17 protein-coding genes are annotated in these 20,917 nt (G+C 68.2%); 9 read left to right on the top strand and 8 right to left on the bottom strand.

All coding sequences use genetic code 11. From position 1 onward, the window contains the following. Positions 1 to 106: 106 nt before the first annotated feature. Positions 107 to 706, top strand: coding sequence for a ComEA family DNA-binding protein (locus tag LC452_RS18700; RefSeq protein ID WP_223628080.1), 600 nt, complete (start codon positions 107 to 109; stop codon positions 704 to 706). A 7-nt stretch (positions 707 to 713) separates the two neighbouring features. Here the strand turns inward: LC452_RS18700 and LC452_RS18705 are convergent, their stop codons facing one another. Further along, positions 714 to 1,460, bottom strand: coding sequence for a phosphotransferase family protein (locus LC452_RS18705; protein ID WP_223628082.1), 747 nt, complete (start codon positions 1,458 to 1,460; stop codon positions 714 to 716). 145 nt (positions 1,461 to 1,605) lie between these two features. On the opposite strand from LC452_RS18705, the gene LC452_RS18710 reads away from it, so the two are divergent. After that, positions 1,606 to 3,966 (top strand): ComEC/Rec2 family competence protein, encoded by a 2,361-nt coding sequence (locus tag LC452_RS18710; protein WP_223628084.1) that lies wholly within the window; start codon positions 1,606 to 1,608, stop codon positions 3,964 to 3,966. Positions 3,967 to 4,003: 37 nt separating this feature from the next. Continuing rightward, entirely contained in the window at positions 4,004 to 5,041 is a 1,038-nt protein-coding gene (holA, locus tag LC452_RS18715) for a DNA polymerase III subunit delta (RefSeq protein WP_136056424.1), read from the top strand. Positions 5,042 to 5,134: 93 nt separating this feature from the next. On the opposite strand, the gene rpsT is transcribed toward holA, so the two are convergent. After that, positions 5,135 to 5,395, bottom strand: coding sequence for a 30S ribosomal protein S20 (gene rpsT, locus LC452_RS18720; RefSeq protein ID WP_223628086.1), 261 nt, complete (start codon positions 5,393 to 5,395; stop codon positions 5,135 to 5,137). A 221-nt stretch (positions 5,396 to 5,616) separates the two neighbouring features. Here rpsT and LC452_RS18725 point away from each other — a divergent pair, with 221 nt between their 5' ends. After that, on the top strand, positions 5,617 to 6,990 hold the full coding sequence (locus tag LC452_RS18725; RefSeq protein WP_223628088.1) for a GH1 family beta-glucosidase: 1,374 nt from the start codon (positions 5,617 to 5,619) through the stop codon (positions 6,988 to 6,990). Continuing rightward, positions 6,987 to 8,207 carry an MFS transporter gene (locus LC452_RS18730; protein ID WP_223628090.1) on the top strand — a complete coding sequence of 407 codons (1,221 nt, stop codon included), beginning with the start codon at positions 6,987 to 6,989 and terminating at the stop codon, positions 8,205 to 8,207. The genes LC452_RS18725 and LC452_RS18730 overlap by 4 nt, the downstream gene beginning before the upstream one ends. Here the strand turns inward: LC452_RS18730 and LC452_RS18735 are convergent. From LC452_RS18735 to LC452_RS18755, 5 genes are all read right to left on the bottom strand, one after another. Beyond that, entirely contained in the window at positions 8,202 to 8,930 is a 729-nt protein-coding gene (locus LC452_RS18735; RefSeq protein ID WP_223628092.1) for an alpha/beta fold hydrolase, read from the bottom strand. The two genes, LC452_RS18730 and LC452_RS18735, sit on opposite strands and share 6 nt — an antisense overlap. 71 nt (positions 8,931 to 9,001) lie before the next feature. Next, complete coding sequence (locus LC452_RS18740) at positions 9,002 to 10,720, bottom strand: ABC transporter family substrate-binding protein (protein WP_223628094.1); 1,719 nt, start codon at positions 10,718 to 10,720, stop codon at positions 9,002 to 9,004. 140 nt (positions 10,721 to 10,860) lie between these two features. Then, the gene (locus LC452_RS18745; protein WP_223628096.1) at positions 10,861 to 12,789 is read right to left on the bottom strand and encodes an ABC transporter ATP-binding protein; all 1,929 of its coding nucleotides are present in this window, start codon (positions 12,787 to 12,789) and stop codon (positions 10,861 to 10,863) included. Then, positions 12,786 to 13,724 carry an ABC transporter permease gene (locus LC452_RS18750; protein WP_223628099.1) on the bottom strand — a complete coding sequence of 313 codons (939 nt, stop codon included), beginning with the start codon at positions 13,722 to 13,724 and terminating at the stop codon, positions 12,786 to 12,788. Before LC452_RS18750 ends, LC452_RS18745 begins: the two co-directional genes overlap by 4 nt. A gap of 1 nt (position 13,725) precedes the next feature. Next, complete coding sequence (locus LC452_RS18755) at positions 13,726 to 14,709, bottom strand: ABC transporter permease (RefSeq protein WP_223628101.1); 984 nt, start codon at positions 14,707 to 14,709, stop codon at positions 13,726 to 13,728. Positions 14,710 to 14,948: 239 nt separating this feature from the next. Here LC452_RS18755 and lepA point away from each other — a divergent pair, with 239 nt between their 5' ends. The 4 genes from lepA to hemW all read left to right on the top strand — a co-directional run bounded on the left by lepA (position 14,949) and on the right by hemW (position 19,374). After that, positions 14,949 to 16,802, top strand: a complete 1,854-nt coding sequence (lepA, locus tag LC452_RS18760) for a translation elongation factor 4 (RefSeq protein WP_223628103.1) — start codon at positions 14,949 to 14,951, stop codon at positions 16,800 to 16,802. A gap of 2 nt (positions 16,803 to 16,804) precedes the next feature. Next, a complete protein-coding gene (locus tag LC452_RS18765) occupies positions 16,805 to 17,290 on the top strand; it encodes a DUF1990 family protein (protein ID WP_223628105.1) in 486 nt (161 codons plus the stop codon). A 178-nt stretch (positions 17,291 to 17,468) separates the two neighbouring features. Next, positions 17,469 to 18,122, top strand: coding sequence for a DUF1990 family protein (locus tag LC452_RS18770; protein WP_223628107.1), 654 nt, complete (start codon positions 17,469 to 17,471; stop codon positions 18,120 to 18,122). A gap of 16 nt (positions 18,123 to 18,138) precedes the next feature. Beyond that, positions 18,139 to 19,374 (top strand): radical SAM family heme chaperone HemW, encoded by a 1,236-nt coding sequence (gene hemW, locus LC452_RS18775; protein ID WP_223628109.1) that lies wholly within the window; start codon positions 18,139 to 18,141, stop codon positions 19,372 to 19,374. Between the two features lie 17 nt (positions 19,375 to 19,391). Here hemW and LC452_RS18780 read toward each other — a convergent pair whose 3' ends face one another. Beyond that, the gene (locus LC452_RS18780) at positions 19,392 to 20,810 is read right to left on the bottom strand and encodes a carboxylesterase/lipase family protein (protein ID WP_223628110.1); all 1,419 of its coding nucleotides are present in this window, start codon (positions 20,808 to 20,810) and stop codon (positions 19,392 to 19,394) included. Positions 20,811 to 20,917: the final 107 nt, after the last annotated feature.

Below are 20,917 nucleotides of genomic sequence, written 5' to 3' on the forward strand. Positions count from 1 at the left end.
ACGCGCTGAGGCAGAGACTCCTCCACCGGGGGCGATCCTGACGGGTTGTCCCCGAGTGGTGGCTTCGGGGCCCGCCGGAGTGCGCCGCGACGCCTAACGTTGCGGAATGCCTGCAGAGCCTCCTCCTCCCGCGCCGCCGCGACGTCGGCTGCGGCTGAGCATCGGCGCCGGGGTGGTGCTGGCCCTCGTGGTGCTGTCGGCGGCGGTCGGGCTCGGCATCATGCGAGGCCAGGCGGAACCCACGTCGTCGGTGCCCCTGACCGGCGACAGCCGCGCGTCGGAGGCGTCGGGCGACCTCTACGTGCACGTCCTCGGCGCGGTGGAGCGTCCCGGGCTGTACGTGCTCGATCTCGATGCGCGCCTCGTCGATGCCGTCGCGGCCGCGGGGGGAACGACCGATGACGCCGATCTGGCGGCGGTGAACCTGGCGCGCATCCTCGCCGACGGCGAGCAGATCGTCGTGCCGACGCTGGGCGCGGCATCCGACGCGACGGGAGCGGCGCCGCCGGGAGATGATCGGGTCGATCTCAACTCGGCTGACCAGGCCGCCCTCGAGACACTGCCGCGCATCGGACCGGCGCTGGCCGAGCGGATCATCGCGTGGCGGGAGGAGAACGGTCGCTTCGCGTCGGTCGACGACCTGCTCGCCGTGCCCGGGATCGGCGAGAAGCTGCTCGCCGGCATTCGCGACGGTGTTCGGGTGTGAAGACGACCTAGACCCTCGGCATGCGAGACCTGAGCACATCGAACTCGGCTCCGGGGGTGTTCGGATCGAAGCCGTGCTCGAGCAGCCATCGTGACGCGACCAGGCTGCGCAGCGACCACCAGGCCCGGATCACGTCCGGGTCCGCATCGGCGCCGTAGCCCGCGAGCAGATCCTCCAGGCGCTCCTCGTGGCCGAGGGTCAGGATGGCGAGATCGAACATGGCGTCGCCGGATGCCGCCTCGGACCAGTCGATGATGCCCGTGACGTCATCGCCGTCGGTGAAGACGTGGGTGATCTGCAGGTCGCCGTGGATGAACACGGGCTTCCAGGGCCGCAGCGCGCCCTCCGCGAGCTCGCGATTGTGCCGGATGATCTCGGCGGGGAGCGCGCCGTCGGCCAGCAGCCAGGCGCATTCGGTTTCGAGCTCTGCCACCCTGTCCTCCACGGAAGGCCCGGACCACGGCGGCAACGGCGCATCGTGCAGCCTCCGCACGGCAGCACCTGTCGCGGCCCACGCCGCCGACGATGCTTCGGACGGTTCTCCCAGCACACCGAGGGCCTTGCCGGGGAGGGCGGCGAGGGCGAGTACGGGTGCTCTCATCCAGAGGATCTCCGGGGTCGGCACCGGCGCCAGTGCCATGGCTCCGACCTCCACCTCGTGATGGGACGGATCGCTGTCGACCTTGAGGAACACGTCGCCGACGCGCAAGGTCGTGCGCTGGTTGTGGGCGACGACGATCTCCACCGCATCCATAGCGCCGAAACTAGCAGCATCGACGTCGTCGCACGGGTGGGCATCTGTTCTGCACGGATGCCGCGCCGAACGCGATCTCCACGGTCGCCGCACGGCGGGGCATTCGCGGCGTGGTGGTGTCGTCTGTCGCTCGTAGCGTGACGGGATGCCGCAGCGAGAGTCGCCTTCCGAGGATCCCGGAGCCGGAGGGAGACGCCGCGATCTCCGGCTCCTGCCGATGGCGGGGGGAGTGTGGGCAGCCGCGCTGATCTGCGTGTTCGTCCCGGGTTGGTCCTGGTGGATGGTGATCGCCTGCGTGACCGCGGCCGTGCTCGCGGTCGTCGTGGCGCATCGACAGGGTGCTCGGATACGCCGAGCAGGAGCGGGCGGTCTGAGCGTGCTGCTGTTCGCGGCGATGGCGGCCGCGGCGTTGACGGCCGCGCTGGCATCGCCTGCACGAGACGAGGCGGCGGGATGGTCGGGGCGCGTGGCGGAGGTCTCGGCGACCGTGACGTCGTCCGCGTCGATCGGGCAGGACGGAAAGCTCTGGTTCGACGCGCAGACGATGAGCGTCGGCATCCGTGGTGATCCGGTCGCGGTGTCTGTGCCCGTGCGCATCGGTGTCGAACCGGGGGAGGGTTTCGATCTCGGTGCGGATGTACGCGTCGTCGGTCAGGTGCAGGCGACGGATGCGGGGGAGCGCGCGGCGCTGATCGTCTTCTCGACGGAGGCGGAGGTGGTGCGTCGCGCCGCGGGAGTGTTCGACATCGCGGCAGGCGCTCGGCAGGCGTTCATCGATCGGTCGACGCGCCTGCCGGAGCCTGGCGCAGGCCTGCTCCCCGGCCTCGCGGTGGGAGATACGCGTGCCGTGACGCAGACGCTGAACGACGACATGCGCACGACCGGGCTCAGTCATCTGACGGCGGTCTCCGGCGCCAACTGCGCGATCGTCGTCGGAGCCGTGTTCTGGCTGACAGCTCTCTGCGGAGGAGGGCGGATGCTGCGCGTCATACTGGCCGCGATCGCACTGTCGGGGTTCGTGGTGCTCGTCACGCCGGAGCCGAGCGTGATCCGGGCGTCGGTGATGGCGGGCGTGGCGATGCTCACGGTGCTGCTGGGGCGACCGAGCGCGGGAGCCGGGATGCTGGCACTGTGCGCGGTGATCATCCTCCTGGCCGACCCGTGGCTGGCTGCGACGCCGGGGTTCGCTCTCTCGGTGGTGGCATCCGGAGCGCTGATCCTGCTCGCACCGCCGCTGAGCAGAGGTCTGACGCGGTGGATGCCGGCTCCCGTCGCGCTCGCGATCGCCGTGCCGCTGGCCGCGCAGCTCGCGTGTGGTCCGATCATCGCCCTGTTCGCCGAGCAGCAGTCTCTGATCGGGGTCGCCGCCAATCTGATCGCCGCACCGGCGGCTCCCGTCGCCACCGTGATCGGGCTGCTGGGGTGTCTGGCCGCGCCGCTGCCGCCGCTCGCCGATGTCCTGACGGCCTCCGCCTGGCTCCCGGCGGCATGGATCGCGACGACGGCCGCGACGGCCGCCGAGCTTCCGGTGGCGGAGCTCATCCTTCCGGCGGGGATCGGAAGCGCCCTGCTGGTACTCCTCGTGAGCGGATCGGTCGCTCTGATCCTGCTCCGACTGCGGACGTCGTCGGGTGACGCTCCGATTCGGTGGCTGTCGCCGGTGCGGCGGGTGGCCTCCGCCGTCGTGATCGTGGTCGTCTCGCTGGGCGGCGCACAGGTGCTCCTGACGGGCCCGCTCGCCACCGCGACGTCGCCCGACGGCTGGGCCATCGCCGCGTGCGACGTCGGCCAGGGCGATGCGGTGCTGGTGCGCTCGGTTGGCGAAGTGGCCCTGATCGACACCGGACCGGATCCGGAGCTCCTGGACGCCTGTCTGCGGTCGCTCGGCGTCGAGCACATCGACCTGCTCGTCCTCTCCCACTTCGACCTCGACCATGTGGGCGGCGCGGCAGCCGTGATCGGTCGGGTCGACACGGTGCTGCATGGTCCACCCGCCGAGCCGCCCGACGAGCGTCTTCTGCAGGAGCTGGTCGCGGGCGGCGCGCGCCTCAGCTCGGCGGAGGCCGGTGATCGTGGCGTGCTGGGCTCCACCGACTGGAGGGTGCTCTGGCCGCTCAGAAGCTCCTCCGCCTTTCCCGCGGGCAACGACGCGAGCGTGGTGATGGACTTCGCCGGCGGTGAGGTGCCGCGCTCGCTGTTCCTCGGCGACCTCTCCGCCGAACCGCAGCGGATGCTCCTGCGCAGTGTCCGGCTCGGCACGTACTCGGTGGTCAAGGTCGCCCATCACGGCAGCGCGGACCAGGATCCGGGCCTGTACGACAGTGTCGACCCGACGATCGCGATCTTCAGCGCGGGCGTCGACAACGACTACGGACATCCACGGCAGGACACGCTCGACCTGCTGACGGCCACCGGCGCGCATGTCCTGCGTACCGACACCCAGGGGCGCATCCTGGTCGGCATCCGTGAGGAAGAGCTGCAGGTCTGGACGGAGAGGTCACCGTGACCGGCTCGGCGTCGGACGTCCCCGGTAGTCTTGATCCATGGCAGCCTCGCGTCCCCCTTCCCGTGGCGGCGCGAAGGCCGGGAAGATCCCTCAGGTGTCGTGGCGCGAGCCGCATCCGGCCCCGCTCGTGCTGGTATCCGGTCCCGAAGAGATCTGTGCTGAGCGCGCGATCGCCGGGGTGCGCGACTACCTCCGCGCGGAAGATCCCTCTCTCGAGGTCAGCGACGTACGAGCCGACGACTACGAGCCGGGCACGCTGCTCTCGCTCACGTCGCCGTCGCTGTTCGGCGAGCCCCGACTGGTGCGCGTGTCCGGTGTCGAGAAGTGCACCGATGCCTTCATCCAGGAGGCGGTGTCGTACCTCGACCATCCGCAGGAGGGCGCGACCGTCGTGCTGCGGCACACCGGCGCGAGTGTCCGCGGAAAGAAGCTCCTCGACGCACTCCGTGCCGGCACCGGAGGCGGCATCGAGATCGCCGTCCCCGCGATCAAGCGCGACAGCGACCGTGTCGATTTCGCCGCGGGCGAGTTCCGCTCGGCGAAGAAGCGCATCGCGCCGCCGGCGCTCCGAGCCCTGGTCTCGGCCTTCGCCGATGACCTCACCGAACTCGCGGCCGCATGCCAGCAGCTGATCGGCGACGTCGAGGGCGACATCACCGAAGACGTGGTCACCCGGTACTACGGCGGGCGCGTCGAGGTCTCTGCCTTCGTGGTCGCCGACACCGCGATCGCGGGCCGCTACGGCGAGGCGCTGATCGCGCTCCGCCACGCCCTCTCCTCCGGCGCCGACCCGGTGCCGATGGTCGCCGCGTTCGCGATGAAGCTGCGCACCATGGCGCGCGTGGCGGGCAACCGCGAGCCCAGCAGGCAGCTGGCACAGCGTCTCGGCATGAAGGACTGGCAGGTCGACCGTGCCCGCCGCGACCTCGCCGGCTGGAACGAGCGGTCTCTCGGCATGGCGATCCAGGCGACCGCCCGCGCCGACGCCGAGGTCAAGGGTGCAGCACGCGACCCGATCTTCGCTCTCGAGCGCATGATCACCGTGATCGCCACCCGTGAGCCTTTCGGAGCGTAGAGCCGAAAGCCGCAGGAACCGACAGCCGCGCGTTCGGACAACGAAAAAGCCCGCCTCATCGAGGCGGGCTGATTCAGAAGCTGATGCTGTCGCTCAGAGAGCGCCGACCTGCTTGGCGAGAGCCGACTTGCGGTTCGATGCCTGGTTCTTGTGCAGAACGCCCTTGCTGACGGCCTTGTCGAGCTTGACGGCGGCCTTCTTCAGCGTGGCCTCGGCAGCGGCCTTGTCACCGGCGGCGACAGCGGTCTTGGTCGAGCGGATGAGCGTCTTGAGCTCGCTCTTGACGGCCTTGTTGCGCTCGTTCGCCTTCGCGTTGGTCTTGTTGCGCTTGATCTGCGACTTGATGTTTGCCACGTGTGGAACCTTCTGTACAGGAGTGATGGGAGATGCCGGCAGCAGAAGAGGGCTGCTGCACAGCGGTCGTGAGGGAAGAACCCACACGCAAGCCAAGAGTCGAGTCTATCAGCAGACGACACGATCGCGCGAAACGACCCGGAGTGACGGCACTGAGTCGCGGATCTGCTGGCACTGGGTGCAGAATCAACCCTAACCGGACACCGACGTCGAGGAGCCACATGACCGCCGTTCCCACTCGCTCGACTCTGCCCGCAGGATTCCGCTGGTCTGCGGCGACCTCCGCGTTCCAGATCGAAGGCTCTCGTGACGCGGACGGACGCGGTCGATCCATCTGGGATGACTTCCTCGAAGCACCCGGAGCGATCGTCGACGGCTCCACGGCTGACCCGGCGTGCGACAGCTATCGGCATCCGGAAGTCGACGTCGCCCTCGCCGCCGGCCTCGGCCTCGATCGCTACCGCTTCTCCCTCCCTTGGGCGCGCGTGCAGCCGGAGGGCAGGGGAGTGGGCAACTCCGCCGCACTCGACCACTACTCGCGTCTCGTCGACCTCCTTCTGGATGCCGGCGTGGTCCCGTTCCCGACGCTCTACCACTGGGAGATGCCCAGCATCGTGGAGGCGGACGGCGGCTGGCTGAGCCGTGATACGGCTGAACGCTTCGCTGACTACGTGGGCGTCGTGGCCGACCGTCTGGGTGACCGGGTCGCGCACTGGTACACCCTGAACGAGCCCGCGATGACGACCCTGCAGGGCTACGCGGTCGGGGCACTCGCTCCAGGCAGACAGCTCCTCTTCGACGCGCTGCCGACAGTGCACCACCAGCTCCTCGCGCACGCGCGGGCTTCGCAGGTGCTCCGCGATCGCGGTGCCGCCCAGGTCGGTCTCGTGAACAACCACACCTGGGTGCTGCCGCGGCACGACACCGCGGAGGATCGGCAGGCCGCAGCGGTGTACGACACGCTCCACAACCGCGTGTTTACCGAGCCGCTCCTCGCCGGTGCCTATCCCGACCTGGAGGCGTTCGGGCTCCCGCCGATGCCGGTGCAGGACGGCGACCTCGCCGCGATCGCCGCATCCATCGACTTCTACGGCATCAACTTCTACAACCCGACCACCGTCACCGCGGCGGATGCCGCGAGCCCGATCCCGTTCGACATCGTGCCGACGCCCGGCGCGCCCGTGACAGGGTTCGGGCCGGAATGGCCGATCATGCCGTCAGCCCTCCACGACCTCCTGATCGACCTGCACGCGCGGCATCCGAACCTCCCCCCGGTCATCATCGGCGAGAACGGCGCCTCGTTTCCCGAACCGGACCATGCGGGTCGCATCGACGACACCGACCGGATCGGCTACCTCGCGGGCCACATCGCCGCGGTCGGAGAAGCCATCGACGCCGGTGTTCCCGTGGAGGAGTACACGGTCTGGTCGCTGCTGGACAACTGGGAGTGGGCCGACGGCTACACCCAGCGCTTCGGCCTCGTGCACGTCGACTTCGAGACGGGGCGGCGCACGCCGAAGGCCTCGTACGACTGGTATCGCGATCTCATCGCGGCCACCCGACCAGCTGTCGTCACGAAGGGGAGTACGCGATGAACACTGCCACCAGGGCCGGTGCCCGATGGATGTCGCTGTTCACGCTGGCGTGGCTCGCCATCTGGACCGTGCAGCTCACCCCGGTGCAGCTGCTCCTGCCGTTGCAACTCGACACCCCCGAGGACGACTGGATCCGCGGAGTCGTGTCGTCGGGGCTCGTGCTCGGCATCGGCGGGCTCGCCGGCATCGTCGCAGGACCCGCGGCCGGCGCCCTCTCGGACCGTGCGGCCTCCGGGCGGCACCGGCGGCGTCCCTGGGCGCTCGGGGGAGTCTGGCTCACGGTCGTCTGCCTCGTGCTCACCGGGTTCGCGAGCGGGCCCTGGGCGGTCGGAGCCGGGTGGGTGGGTGTCTCGATCGGCGTCGCGGTCTCGTCTGCCGCGTTCACCGCGCTGATCGCCGATCAGCTGCCGACGACGCAACGCGGCGCTGCCGCGGCGGCCGTCGGCTCGAGCCAAGCCGTGGGTATCGTCCTCGGCGTCGGGCTCGTCGTTCTGCTCGGTCTCGGCATCCTCGCCGGCTACCTCCTCCTCGCCGGCATCATCGCCGTGATCGGCACCGGCGCCGCACTTCTCCTGCCGGACCCGCCCGGAACGGCAGCGATGCGCCCGAAGGGAGAGGGACGCAAGATCCTCGCCTCCCTGCGCGATCGCGACTTCGCCTGGATGCTGTCCGGTCGTCTGGTCACGAACATCGGCAACGCCCTCGGGACGGCGCTGTTCCTCTTCTTCCTGCTGCACGGCCTCGGACAGGAGAGTGCCGTCGCGCAGGACAACCTGCTGCTGCTCATCATCGTCTACACGGTGTTCGTGGTGATCGCGGCCGTGTTGACGGGCATCGTGTCGGATCGCACCGGGAACCGGCGCACGCTCACCGTCGCCGCGACCGTGGTGCAGGCGGCATCCGGAGTGGCGATCGCGCTGGTGCCGACCTTCGAGATGACGATGGTGGCCGCTGCTCTCATGGGTCTCGGGTACGGCGCCTTCTCGACCGTGGGGCTCGCGTTCGCGGCCGATCTGCTCCCCGATGAACAGGATCACGCGCGCGACCTCGGCATCGTCAACGTCACCGCGGCGCTGGGACAGCTGATCGGTCCGGTGCTGGGCGCGGGACTGGTCGCACTCGTCGGCGGCTTCTGGCTCGTGTTCGTCGCCGCCGCCGTGCTCTCGCTCGTCGGAGGTGTGCTCACCGCCTGTGCGCGACAGCCCGCGCGATCATGACCGGTCGGCAGACTCGATCGTCGCGATTGCGAGCTGCAGCACGGCATTGAACACCCGAGGACGCATCGCTGTCACGAGATGCGTCGTCCGAGGCACCACGATGAGCTCAGCGTGGGGCGCGAGGCGCTGGAAGAGCCGCTCGTTCACCCGCAGTTGGTCGTACTGGCCGTTCACGAACCGCAGCGGGATCGTGATCCGTTCCACGGCCGTGGCGACATCGAGGGTTGCGAGGCTCTGCAGCGCGGCATCCTGCGTGTCGAGCGCGTAGCCGCCCGCGGCGAAGTCCGAGCGTGTCTCGGCGGGGATGGTGGCCGCCAGCATGCGACGGGTGATCCACATCCCGCGATCCGGCAGCGAGTCGACAGCGCGGAACAGCAGTCGGTAGGCCGAGAGCCCGGCGCCACGGGGGAGTGAGGTGCAGGCGGCCGCGACCAGTCCGGCGACGGGCGGCGTCTGGGCTCCTCCCGCGTACGTGAGTGAGAGCAGTCCGCCCATCGAATGACCGACGAGCAGGACGGGCCCCGTCTCCGCGGCCGCGCGCACGGCGGCATCGATCGTATGGAGCGCTTCATGAAGGGTGAAGTCCTCCTGCATGCGCGCGCCGTGGCCGGGAAGGTCGACGGCGGTGTATGAGTAACCGTGCGCGTCGAGATACGCCAGCTGCGAGCGCCACATCGTCGCAGACGTGCGGATGCCGTGCACGAAGACGATCTGGACGCTCACGCGTTCAGCATAAGGAAAGCGGGGCCGGTGGATGAACCACCGACCCCGCTTCGACACGATGTGTCAGGGAATTACTTCTCCCAGCCGACGTTCTCGACCGGGGTGACTCCGAAGAGGTCGAGGCCGACGTAGGGCTCCGGCGTGAGGTTCGCCAGGCCCTTCTTGACCACGTAGATCGACGGACCGTTGTAGAGCGGGATGACGCCCCAGGTCTCCTCGATGATCTTCGGCTCGAGCTCCATCGACGCCGCGGTCCAGGACTCGGCAGTCGTCTGCGACTCGACGTCGTCGGCGATCTGCTTGTCGATCTCGGCCGTGCCGGTCGCCGACAGGTTCAGACCGCTGTCCGAGCAGTAGAGCTGGCAGAAGTACGCGGGACCGAACGGGTCGGAGTCGGTGAAGCGCAGGGAGAAGATGTCCCAGTTCTTCGACGTGAAGTCGTTCGAGAAGTCAGCCGAGGCGCGAACCTCGATCTTGACGTCGATGCCGATCTCCTTCTGCTGCGCCTGGATCGACTTCGCGAGGGCCTCGGTCGTGGGGTCCTCTCCGAAGATCGGGTAGACGATCGAGAGCTTCTCGCCGTCCTTCTCACGGATGCCGTCTTCGCCCTCGGTCCAGCCGGCCTCGTCGAGAAGCTTCTTGGCCTCGTCGGGGTCGTACTTCAGACCGGCGGTCTTGAACGAGTCCTTGTAGCCGTCCTGGAAGCCGTACAGGTTCAGCGAACCGGACGGTTCCTCTTCGTAGCCGAGGCCGTTCCAGGCGATCTGCTTCTGCTGGTCGATGTTCACGCCGAGGAAGAACGCCTTGCGGACGTTCAGGTCGGAGAACTGCGGCTTGTCGGCGTCGACGATCAGAACCGTCTTGGCCGTCTGCTGCGCCCGGCGCACCACGGTGTCCTCGACATCCTGGACCTGCTTGAGGCGATCGTTGGTGTTGGCGCCGACCATGTCGATCTCGCCGTTCTTGAAGGCGTTGAGCGATGCGTCAGGCTCCATGCCGGTGAACGTCACCTTGTCGAGCAGCGGAGCGTTGCCCCACCACTCGGGGTTCGGCTTGAACGAGACGAACTGCGAATTGACGTCGAACTCGTCGACGGTGTACGGCCCCGCACCCCACTCCGGGTGCATGTTGCCGATGAAGCCCTCGTTGAAGACGGTCGGGTCGGCGATGGCGGGGTTCAATACACCACCGGTGAGGAACGGAGTCGACGGCCAGGCGTACTCGCCGTCGAACGTGACCACAGCGGTCTTCGCGGAGTCGCCCTGCTCGACGGAGGCGATCTGCTTGTATCCGTCGGTCGAGTTCGGGTTGAAGCCCTCTTCGGACGACTTGTTCGCCTTCCAGGTCGCGTCGATGGCAGTCCAGTCCATGTCCGTGCCGTCGTTGAAGTGTGCTTCCTTGGTGAACGTGAAGGTCAGGGTGGTGTTGCCACCCTCCTCGCCGATCTCGTAGGCGTCGAGGTACGCGTCGTTCTTCGTGACCTCACCCTCCGGGGAGACGAGCAGGATCTGCGGCATGTACCACGACCACAGGCGCGAGGTGTCGGCGCTGGCGTCGCTGTTGAACGCGTTCAGCTGCTCAGGAACCTCGTTGATCGGGAAGTTGACCTCGCCGCCCTCCTGGAGGTTCTCGCGAGGCTGCGGGTTGTAGTCCGCCACCTTGGTCTCGACCGCTTCGCCGCCGCCGTTGTCCCCGCCGCCGGTGTTCCCGGAGCCGCTCGCGCAACCCGCGAGGGCGAGTGCGAGGGCGCCGCTGATCGCGAGGGCCCCCAACAACTTCTTGTTCTTCATGGTGCTCCTTCCGCCTTTCGGCGATTCATAAAGGGAAGAATAGTTCGCGTTCCGCGGAACCACAGCGGCCGACAGTGAATACCGCCTAACCGTTATCGGACGGTGACCCGTGATCCGTGGCATCCGGTTCCATCAGGCGCTCAGGCCAGTACGGGGCGCGTGCTCATGGTCTCGGCATCGAAGACGACGCGCTGACGCGTGCGCTCGATGTCGGGGTCCGGCACCGGAATGGCCGACAGAAGCGCCTTCGTGTACGGGTGCTGCGGGTTCTCGAACACGTCGTCGACGTCGCCGTGCTCGACGAAGTCGCCGAGGTACATCACGGCCACTCGATCGGCGATGTGACGGACCACGGACAGGTCATGTGCAACGAACAGATACGACAGGCCCAGCTTCGCCTTGAGCTCGTCGAGCAGGTTGATCACGCCCGCCTGGATCGAGACGTCCAGCGCGGACACGGGCTCGTCCAGCACGACGATCTTGGGGTTGGTCGACAGTGCACGGGCGATGCCGATGCGCTGTCGCTGCCCGCCCGAGAACGCCTGGGGGAAGCGGTCGCTGTGCGCCGGGTTGAGACCCACGAGATCCATCAGCTCATCGACCCGACGGTGTGCCTCGTCCTTCGGCGTGCCGATGGCGAACAACGGCTCCGAGATGATGTCGGCGACCGTCATACGCGGGTCGAGGGCCCCCATGGGGTCCTGGAACACGATCTGGATGTCGCGGCGCAGCGCGCGCTCGACCTTGTGGCTGCGGATGTCGTTGACGCTGGTTCCGGCGATGATGATGTCGCCGTCGGTCTGCTTGACCATGTCCATGATCTGCAGCAGTGTCGTCGTCTTGCCGCTGCCGGACTCGCCGACGATGGCCATCGTCTCGCCCTCGCGGACGTCGAAGCTGATCCCTTTGATCGCGTGCACCTCGCCGACCTTGCGCTTGAGGAAAGCGCCCTTGAGGAGGGGGAACGTCTTGGTGAGGTTCCGGACCTCGAGGGTGATCGGGCGCTCCTCGCGCGGAATCTTGGCGAGCGGGCTCTCAGGCACGGGGCGCACGGGGAAGACGGGGAGGCCGCCGAGCAGGCCGCCGTCCTCGATCTCCTGCGCGCGGATGCAGGCTGCGCGGTGGAGGTCACCGGAACCGGTCGCCACCGGCAGCAGCTCGGGCTCGCTGGTGCGGCAGGCGTCCATCACGATGGGGCACCGGTCGGCGAACGGGCAGGCGTCCGGCAGGTTGATCAGCAGCGGCGGATTGCCCCTGATCGGGATCAGCGGCTCCTTCTCCGCCTTGTCGACGCGGGGGATCGCGCCGAGCAGCCCGATCGAGTACGGCATCCGGGTCTTGTGGAAGAGCTCGTGCACGGGGGCCTGTTCGACGGGCTTCCCGGCGTACATCACCATGACGTCGTCGGCCGTGCGGGCGACGACACCCATGTCATGGGTGATCATGATGACCGCCGCGCCGGTCTCCTGCTGCGCCTTCTCGATCAGATCGAGGATCTGCGCCTGGATCGTCACGTCGAGTGCTGTCGTGGGCTCGTCGCAGATGATGAGCTTCGGGTCGTTCGCCATCGCGATCGCGATCACGACGCGCTGGCGCATTCCGCCGGAGAACTCGTGCGGGAACGACTTCATCCGCCGCTCGGGTTCGGTGATCCCGACGAGCTTGAGCAGCTCGACCGAGCGGTTCCAGGCGTCCTTCTTCGAGAGGCTCCGGTGCACCGTGAGGGCCTCGATGAGCTGGTCGCCGACGGTGAAAACGGGAGTCAGCGAGGTCAGCGGGTCCTGGAACACCATCGACATGCCGTTGCCGCGGATCACGGAGAGCTGCTTGTCGGTCATGCCGAGCAGCTCTTTGCCCTCGTACATGATCGAGCCGGTGACCTTGGCGTTCTCGTCGAGAAGCCCCATGATCGCGAGCGAGGTGACCGACTTGCCGGAGCCCGACTCGCCGACGATGCCGAGCGTCTTCCCGGCCTCCAGATCGAACGAGACGCCGCGGACGGCATCGACGCGCCCCGCCTCGGAGGCGAAGCTGACGGCCAGATCGCGGACGGAGAGTACGTTGCTCATGCTCGGCCTCCAGCCGCAGAGGTGGGATCGAGTGCATCACGCAGGCCGTCGGCGACGAGCGCCATCGACACGGTCAGGAGCGTGAGTGCTGCTGCCGGGAAGTAGAACAGCCAGGGCGCGGTCGTGAGCGAGCTCGATCCGGCGCCGATGAGGGCACCGAGCGAGACATCGGGGATCTTCACGCCGAAGCCGAGGAACGACAGGCCGGTCTCGGTGACGACGGCGCCGACGACGCCGAGGGTGAAGTTGATCACGAGGAGCGAGCCGATGTTCGGCAGCAGGTGCCGCAGCACGATCGTGAAGCCGCGAACGCCCATGTAGCGGGCGGCGCTGATGTACTCGCGCTCGCGCAGGGAGAGCGCGAGGGTCCAGATCACACGAGCCGGGAAGTACCAGCCGATCACGAAGATCATGATGAGCGCGATGATGCGCCAGTCGCCACCGGACTTGTTCGAGATCATCGCCAGGATGAGGAACGACGGGATCACCATCATGAAGTGGATGATGAGCAGCGTGATCCGCTCCGTCCAGCCACCGAAGTACGCAGCCGCGGTTCCGACGAGAGCCGAGACGATCGTCACACCGATCGAGACGGTCAGTGCGATCATCAGCGAGCGCTGGAGACCGACGGCCACCTGCGCGAAGAGGTCGTTGCCGGCGTTGTTCGTGCCGAACCAGTGCTCCGACGACGGACCGAGGCTGAGCGCGAGGAAGTCGAGCTCGACGTGGTCGTATCGCGCGACGAGCGGACCGATGATGGCGAAGAGCACGAGGAGCACGAAGATCACCAGCCCGGCGACGGCTCCCTTGTTGCGGGCGTAGCGACGCGAGTAGAGCGTCCACTTGGACAGGCGGCGGGTGGCGACGCGCGTCGTCTCGGGGCCGGGAGCGTCCGGCGACGCTTCGACGGTCGGGTCGATCATTTCCGAGGTCATGTCAGCTCACTCTCACTCGCGGATCGAGCACCACGACGGCGATGTCGGCGAGGATGGCGCCGATGGCCGTGAGCAGAGCGCCGAACGCGGCGACCGCGACGGTGCCGTGGATGTCGTTCTTCGTGATGGTGTCGATGAAGTACTTGCCCATGCCGTTCCAGGCGAAGATCGTCTCCGTCAGCACCGCGCCGGTGAAGATGGCGGGAATCGTGAAGGCGACCTGCGTCGCGACCGGGATGAGCGACGTGCGCAGCGCGTGCTTGCGGATCGCCTGCTGCTTCGTCAGGCCCTTGGCGCGGGCGGTGCGCACGTAGTCGGCGCCGATGTTGTCGAGGAGCAGCGACCGCTGCAGGAAGTGGATGCCGGCGTAGCCGACGAGTACCAGGGATATCGTCGGCAATGTCAGGTGTTGCAAGACGTCTATGAGGACGGGGAAGAACCCTTCGACCCCCCGGCTGGCGTTGCCCGTCACGTAGAAGATGCGGACGCCGGTGGCGTTGTTCAAGCCGATCGCCAGGAGCACGATAGCGAAGGCCGCGACCACGATGGGGATGTTCAGCGTGATGATGCTGGTCGCCTGGCCGATGCGGTCGGCGAGCTTGTACTGACGGGAGGCGGTGTACACGCCGAGCGCGATGCCGAGAACGGTCGTGATGATGGTCGCACCCAGGACGAGCTCGGCGCTGACCCACATCCGGTACGCGACCTGCTCGTTGACCGACCCGCCGGTGGGGCTGACTCCCCAGTCCCAGCGGAGGAGGATGCCGGTGAGCCAGGTCCACCACCGCTCGATGAGCGGGACGGTGTCGCTCAGATTGCGGGGAGCGAGCACGTTGACGATCTGGTCTTCGGTGAGCGGTGGGCGTCGACCGACGTAGTTGCTGCGTGGATCGAGGAACCCCCACGCCAGGAAGTACGTGATGTTGGTCGCGACCACGATCATGAGCAGCCAGCCGAGTGCACGGCGCACGAGATACTTGATCAAGGTGATGATTCTTTCTCTTTTTCAGACGCGCTCGGGATCTGCCGACGCAACGCTGAGCCGGGTAGTCATTCAACCACCATCTACCCTTTAGCGCGATGTGACGACGCCATGCGTGTGTGACGGAGTCCTATCGCTCGCGGGATCCGGTGTCACGGATTGCTCCCGGGCAACCTGGGCAGAATATCAGCACATCGCGCGAATCGGGCATTAGCGTCCCCTCACCGTAGAATCGACGGGACATGTCACCACGCGCTCTCACACCTCTTCAGCCTGCCGCGACGCCGCCTGCGCAGATCCGCAATTTCTGCATCATCGCCCACATCGATCACGGCAAGTCGACGCTCGCCGATCGCATGCTCCAGATCACCGGAGTGGTGTCCGATCGCGACATGCGCGCCCAGTACCTGGACCGCATGGACATCGAGCGCGAGCGCGGCATCACGATCAAGAGCCAGGCGGTGCGGATGCCGTGGCAGATCGAGGGCGAGACCTTCGCGCTGAACATGATCGACACCCCCGGACACGTGGACTTCACGTATGAGGTGTCCCGCTCGCTCGCGGCGTGCGAAGGTGCGATCCTGCTCGTCGACGCGGCCCAGGGCATCGAGGCGCAGACGCTGGCGAACCTCTACCTCGCGCTCGAGAACGACCTGCACATCATCCCGGTGCTCAACAAGATCGACCTCCCGGCCGCCGATCCTGAGAAGTACGCGAAGGAACTGGCATCCCTCATCGGCGGAAAGCCGGAAGACGTCCTGCGTGTGTCGGGCAAGACCGGCGTCGGCGTCGAGGAGCTGCTCGACCGTCTGGTGAAGGAGATCCCCGCTCCGGTCGGCGATGCGGATGCTCCGGCGCGAGCCATGATCTTCGACTCGGTCTACGACGCCTACCGCGGTGTCGTCACCTACGTGCGCATGATCGACGGCAGCTTCTCGCCGCGCGAGCGCATCCAGATGATGTCGACGGGCGCGAACCACGAAGCGCTCGAGGTCGGCGTCTCCAGCCCGGAGCCCACCCCCTCGAAGGGGCTCGGCGTCGGCGAGGTCGGCTACCTCATCACCGGTGTGAAGGACGTGCGGCTGTCGAAGGTCGGCGACACGGTCACGACCGCGCGCAGGCCCTCGGACAAGCCGCTCCCGGGTTACACCGACCCGAAGCCCATGGTCTTCTCCGGCATCTATCCGATCGACGGCAGCGACTACGCCGAGCTGCGTGAAGCGCTCGACAAGCTCAAGCTCTCCGACGCGTCCCTCGCCTACGAGCCGGAGACGTCGGTCGCGCTCGGATTCGGCTTCCGCTGCGGCTTCCTCGGACTGCTCCACCTCGAGATCATCACCGAGCGCCTCGAGCGCGAGTTCGGCCTCGACCTCATCACCACCGCGCCGAGCGTGATCTACGAGGTGCTCACCTCCGACACCGGCGAGACCGTGACGGTCACCAACCCGAGCGAGTACCCGGACGGGCGCATCGGCTCGGTGTCGGAGCCGATGGTGAAGGCGGCGATCCTGCTGCCGAAGGACTACGTCGGAACCGTCATGGAGCTCTGCCAGGGGCGTCGAGGAACGCTGCTCGGCATGGAGTACTTCTCGGAGGAGCGCGTCGAGCTGCGCTACAACATGCCGCTCGGCGAGATCGTCTTCGACTTCTTCGACCAGCTGAAGTCGAAGACGCAGGGCTATGCGTCTCTCGACTACGAGCCCTCCGGCCAGCAGGAGGCCGACCTCGTGAAGGTCGACATCCTCCTCCAGGGCGAGAAGGTCGACGCGTTCAGCTCGATTGTGCACCGCGACAAGGCGTACGCGTACGGCACCATGATGGCCGAGCGTCTGCGCAAGCTCATCCCGCGCCAGCAGTTCGAGGTTCCGATCCAGGCCGCCATCGGCGCCCGCATCATCGCCCGCGAGACCATCCGCGCGATCCGCAAGGACGTGCTCGCCAAGTGCTACGGCGGTGACATCACCCGCAAGCGCAAGCTCCTCGAGAAGCAGAAGGAGGGCAAGAAGCGCATGAAGATGGTCGGTCGCGTCGAGGTCCCTCAGGAGGCGTTCATCGCGGCGCTCTCCGGCGACGTCGAGGGCAAGGCCAAGAAGTAGCCATGCCGCTCCCGGCATACGAGCGAGGGCTCACGCGCCGGCCGCTCGCTGCGGTGCCCACCGGGATGCGCGGTTCCGAGCACTCCACGGTCGTGCGTCCGGAGTCTGTCGCGACCGTGTCCGCCCTGGTCCGTTCGTGGGAGTTCAAGCGGCGCGCCGGCTTCGACGTGCCGGAGGGCGAGCCGTCGGTCGATCGAGAGGGCGTACTGGCGAAGCGCCTCTTCGGCATCCGCTTCGTCGAGCCGATCCGCGTCGTCTGGGCAGACGACAGCGGATTCGGGTACGAGACCAGGCCGGGCCATCCGATCTACGGCGAGGAGTCGTTCCAGATCGATGAGCAGGGCGTGTTCACGGCGCGATCGGTCTCTCGGCCGTCGTCGTTGTTCTGGGTGCTGATGTCGCCGGCGCTGCGTTTCCTGCAGCGTCGCACCCACGCGCAGTACGTCCGCATCGTCCAGGACGCGGCCGCACAGCCCCCGCGCTCCTGACACGCCCCGCCCACTCGCGCGAACTTCGCAGGACGACACCAACTTCGCAGGGAATCCGCCGAAACCTGCGAGATCCCTGTCGTTCTGCGAGATTCCTCGTAGCCGAACGGTGCGGAGATGTGACCGACCGCGGCGCGTGGGGGTGATCACCCAGGCAACCCGAAGTAGGCTGGAACTCATGCGGCGCGGGACTTTCCGAGACGACACGGTGGACTATGCGGCCGTGGGTGCGACCCACGCGCCCGATCTGATGCAGTATCCGCCGGAACGCAGCTTTCCGGCCGAGGACTCCTGGCGGATCGGCAGCGGGGCCGAGCGTTTCCAGACGGCCGGTGAGGCATTGCTCTCCTGGACCGCGCAGCGTGCGGCCGGCCTCTCGGTCGACGACCTCCGTCCCGCACCCGGGCCCGCCTACGCCGGCGTGAGCTTCGACGCCGAAGGCAACCCGATCGCCCCCAGCAAGCGCGATGTCGAGCCCCGGTACGACGCCGAGGGCACGCCCTTTGTCGGAGCAGGGATGACTCTGCACCTGAAGGGGCGCATCGGCGGCATGCGCGCCGACTCCGAACTCCGCGTGATCTCGGTCACGGAAGAGACCCGGCGCATCGGATTCGTCCTCGGCACCGTCGGCGGCTCGGTCGTCAGCGGAGAGGAATCGTTCGACGTCGAGTGGCGCGAGGACAACGACGAGGTGTGGTTCACCGTGCGTGCCTTCGACGCCCCGAATTCTCTGCTCTATCGCACTGTTCCGGCGTTGGTGAAGCGACGCCGACGCGAGCTGTTCGCCCGCTACCTCCGCGCGATCTCCCCGCTCTACGCGACGCCCGTCTGATGCCGAGACACCACTGATGGCGGGGCCTCTCCCGCTCGGCGATCCCGCGCCCTCCGACGGCAGACTGCCCGACGATCTCCCGATCGACTCGGCCGTGCCGTTCTCCGCCTACCTGCACGTGCCGTTCTGCCGCGTCCGCTGCGGATACTGCGACTTCAACACCTATACGTCGAGCGAACTCCGCGGCGCGAAGCAGGAGGACTACGCCTCCACGCTGATCGGCGAGATCGAGATCGCCCGCCGAGTGCTCGGCGAGGCCGGCGCGCTGCGTCCGATGGACACGGTCTTCTTCGGCGGAGGAACGCCGACCCTCCTTCCGGCGGGCGATCTGGCCCGGATGCTGGACGCCGCGGCATCCGCCTTCGGGTTGGTCGACGGCGCCGAGGTGACCGTCGAGGCCAATCCCGACACGGTGACACCCGCGGTCGCACGCACCCTGGCGGCATCCGGCGTCACGCGGCTCTCCATCGGGATGCAGTCCGCGGTGCCGCACGTGCTCGCCACGCTCGACCGCACGCACGACCCGGAGAATGTGCGCACGGCCGTCGCCGCGGCGAAAGACGCGGGACTCGCGGTGAGCGTCGACCTCATCTACGGTGCGCCCGGGGAGTCTCTCGCGGACTGGGAGTCTTCGCTCGATGCCGCGCTCGCCCTCGAGTCCGACCACATCTCGGCGTATGCGCTGATCATCGAGGACGGCACGAAGCTCGCCCGCCAGATCCGGCGCGGCGAGGTCCCGACGCCGGACGACGACCTGCAGGCCGACATGTACGAGCTCGCCGATGCACGGCTCGCCGCTGCCGGCTTCGAGTGGTACGAGGTGAGCAACTGGTCTCGGGCGGCCGCGGGGCAGACCGCAGAGGACAACAGGTCGCGCCACAACCTCGCCTACTGGCGCGGGAACGACTGGTGGGGCTTCGGGCCCGGAGCGCACAGCCACGTCGCTGGCCTCCGCTGGTGGAACGTCAAGCACCCGGCCGCCTACGCGCAGCGGCTCGCGGCATCCGAGTCCCCGGCCGCCGGGACGGAGCGACCGGACGAGGAGTCCCGATTGCTCGAGCGCATCCTGCTGCTCAGTCGCATCCGCGAGGGCATCTCGCTCGAGGAGGTGCCTCCAGCGAATCGCCCCAGGGTCGCCGGGCTCATCGCCGACGGGCTGGTCGATCCGATCGCGGCAGTCAAGGGGCGCATCCAGCTGACACTGCGCGGACGGCTCCTGGCCGACGCGGTGGTGCGGGAACTCACCGACTGACGCAGCCGGGCCGCCGCTCAGCCGGGGAGCAGATCCAGCCCGGCGGTGCGCCGCTGCGGGACGGTCTCGCTCGTCGTGTCGAACAGGCGCGTGCGCCGCTCGGTTCCGTACGCGGGCCATCCGGGATCGCCGGTCGTGACGAACGCGATCCAGGCTGCGTGCATCTCCGCGGCGAGCGCGTGCGGAGCCTCGGTGCCGGCCAGGCGCTGCGTCTCGGGGTCGTCGAGGCTGTCGAAGACGAACCCCAGCTCGAGGGCGTGCGCCGCGCGGAGATCGCGCACCGGGCTCGCCCACGCGAACTCGTACACGTACGTCGGGGCGGTCCGCGCCCGGGCGACGCGGGTCAGCGGAGCCCGCAGCAGGACGTCGGTCGCGAGCTGCCCGAACACCTCGCCGGTCGACGCGGTGGGGAACTCCGCGCGGTAAGACCGGACCGCCGCCCGGGGGATCCGCAGCGCGAGCCGGGCGGCGAGCAGCTTCATCTCGCTGATGGCGTCGAGGGCGGCGGGTGGGAACCAGAGTCGATACTCGTCGGTGTTGCTGCCGATCAGCAACGGCGTGTCGATCTCGGGCAGCACCTCGTGCGGGGACCGCGGCAGGCTCTCCGCATCGATCGCGAACTGGAACCCGGGCGCGCCGCCGAGCGGCGAGGATCCCGCCGCATGCTGTCGTCGGGCCTCGAGCAGGGCGTCGGGGGATACCGCCGCGAAAGAATCGCGGTCGGGTCGGACGTCGAGCCGCTTCGCGAGCTGCACCGAGATGCGGCCGGCCTTCCGGGCCGGCTGCGCGTGGAGCGGTCCGGACTCGATGATGGCGCGGGCGATGAGTGGGCGGGACCAGTCCTGTGCCAGGAGCCCGGCGACGATCGCGCCGCCCGCCGATTCGCCCATCACCGTGATCTGACCCGGGTCGCCGCCGAAGGCCGCGATCTCGCGATGGACCCAGGCGAGAGCGGCAGCAGCATCCTGCAGTCCGAGATTGCGTGGTGCGCCGTCGAGCACCGAGAACCCCTCCGACCCCAGGCGGTAGTTGATGGAGACGAAGACGATGCCGGCGCGCGCGAAGGCCGTGCCGTCATACAAGGGGAGAGCCGCCGTCCCGCGTTCGAGTGCTCCGCCGTGGATCCACAGCAACACGGGAGACCCGACGGCATCTTCGGGCGTCCAGATGTTGGCGGTGAGGATGTCGTCGCCGTCTATGCGGACGGAGCCGAGCAGTTCGCCGATCGCCCCGGGGTATGGCAGCTGCGGCGCCGTCGGACCGAACGCGGTCGCCTCGCGCACGCCGTCCCATGCGGTCACGGGCTGCGGGGCGCGGAAGCGGTTCTCGCTGAAGGGAGCTGACGCGTAGGGGAGTCCGAGGAATCGACGGATGCCGTCTTCGAGCGTTCCGCGGACGGAGCCGGTGGAGAGGGTCGCGATCGGCTGCGTCGTCATGAGCGCCATCCTAGAGGGGGCGTCTTCGGGGTTTACCCGGCTGCGCGGGGTAGGATTGGCACTCGGAACATCAGAGTGCCAGCGAGTGTCCGAGTGTCAGCGGAAGG

Origin of the sequence: Microbacterium sp. EST19A (assembly GCF_019969685.1) — a bacterium.
GTDB lineage: Bacteria > Actinomycetota > Actinomycetes > Actinomycetales > Microbacteriaceae > Microbacterium.

Coding starts and splice junctions, on each gene's coding strand:
- LC452_RS18710 (WP_223628084.1), top strand. CDS start 1,606: ATGCCGCAGCGAGAGTCGCCTTCCGAGGATCCCGGAGCCGGAGGGAGA.
- LC452_RS18745 (WP_223628096.1), bottom strand. CDS start 12,789: ATGAGCAACGTACTCTCCGTCCGCGATCTGGCCGTCAGCTTCGCCTCC.
- LC452_RS18765 (WP_223628105.1), top strand. CDS start 16,805: ATGCCGCTCCCGGCATACGAGCGAGGGCTCACGCGCCGGCCGCTCGCT.
- LC452_RS18705 (WP_223628082.1), bottom strand. CDS start 1,460: ATGGATGCGGTGGAGATCGTCGTCGCCCACAACCAGCGCACGACCTTG.
- LC452_RS18725 (WP_223628088.1), top strand. CDS start 5,617: ATGACCGCCGTTCCCACTCGCTCGACTCTGCCCGCAGGATTCCGCTGG.
- LC452_RS18740 (WP_223628094.1), bottom strand. CDS start 10,720: ATGAAGAACAAGAAGTTGTTGGGGGCCCTCGCGATCAGCGGCGCCCTC.
- hemW (WP_223628109.1), top strand. CDS start 18,139: ATGGCGGGGCCTCTCCCGCTCGGCGATCCCGCGCCCTCCGACGGCAGA.
- LC452_RS18770 (WP_223628107.1), top strand. CDS start 17,469: ATGCGGCGCGGGACTTTCCGAGACGACACGGTGGACTATGCGGCCGTG.
- LC452_RS18700 (WP_223628080.1), top strand. CDS start 107: ATGCCTGCAGAGCCTCCTCCTCCCGCGCCGCCGCGACGTCGGCTGCGG.
- holA (WP_136056424.1), top strand. CDS start 4,004: ATGGCAGCCTCGCGTCCCCCTTCCCGTGGCGGCGCGAAGGCCGGGAAG.
- LC452_RS18730 (WP_223628090.1), top strand. CDS start 6,987: ATGAACACTGCCACCAGGGCCGGTGCCCGATGGATGTCGCTGTTCACG.
- LC452_RS18750 (WP_223628099.1), bottom strand. CDS start 13,724: ATGACCTCGGAAATGATCGACCCGACCGTCGAAGCGTCGCCGGACGCT.
- LC452_RS18780 (WP_223628110.1), bottom strand. CDS start 20,810: ATGACGACGCAGCCGATCGCGACCCTCTCCACCGGCTCCGTCCGCGGA.
- lepA (WP_223628103.1), top strand. CDS start 14,949: ATGTCACCACGCGCTCTCACACCTCTTCAGCCTGCCGCGACGCCGCCT.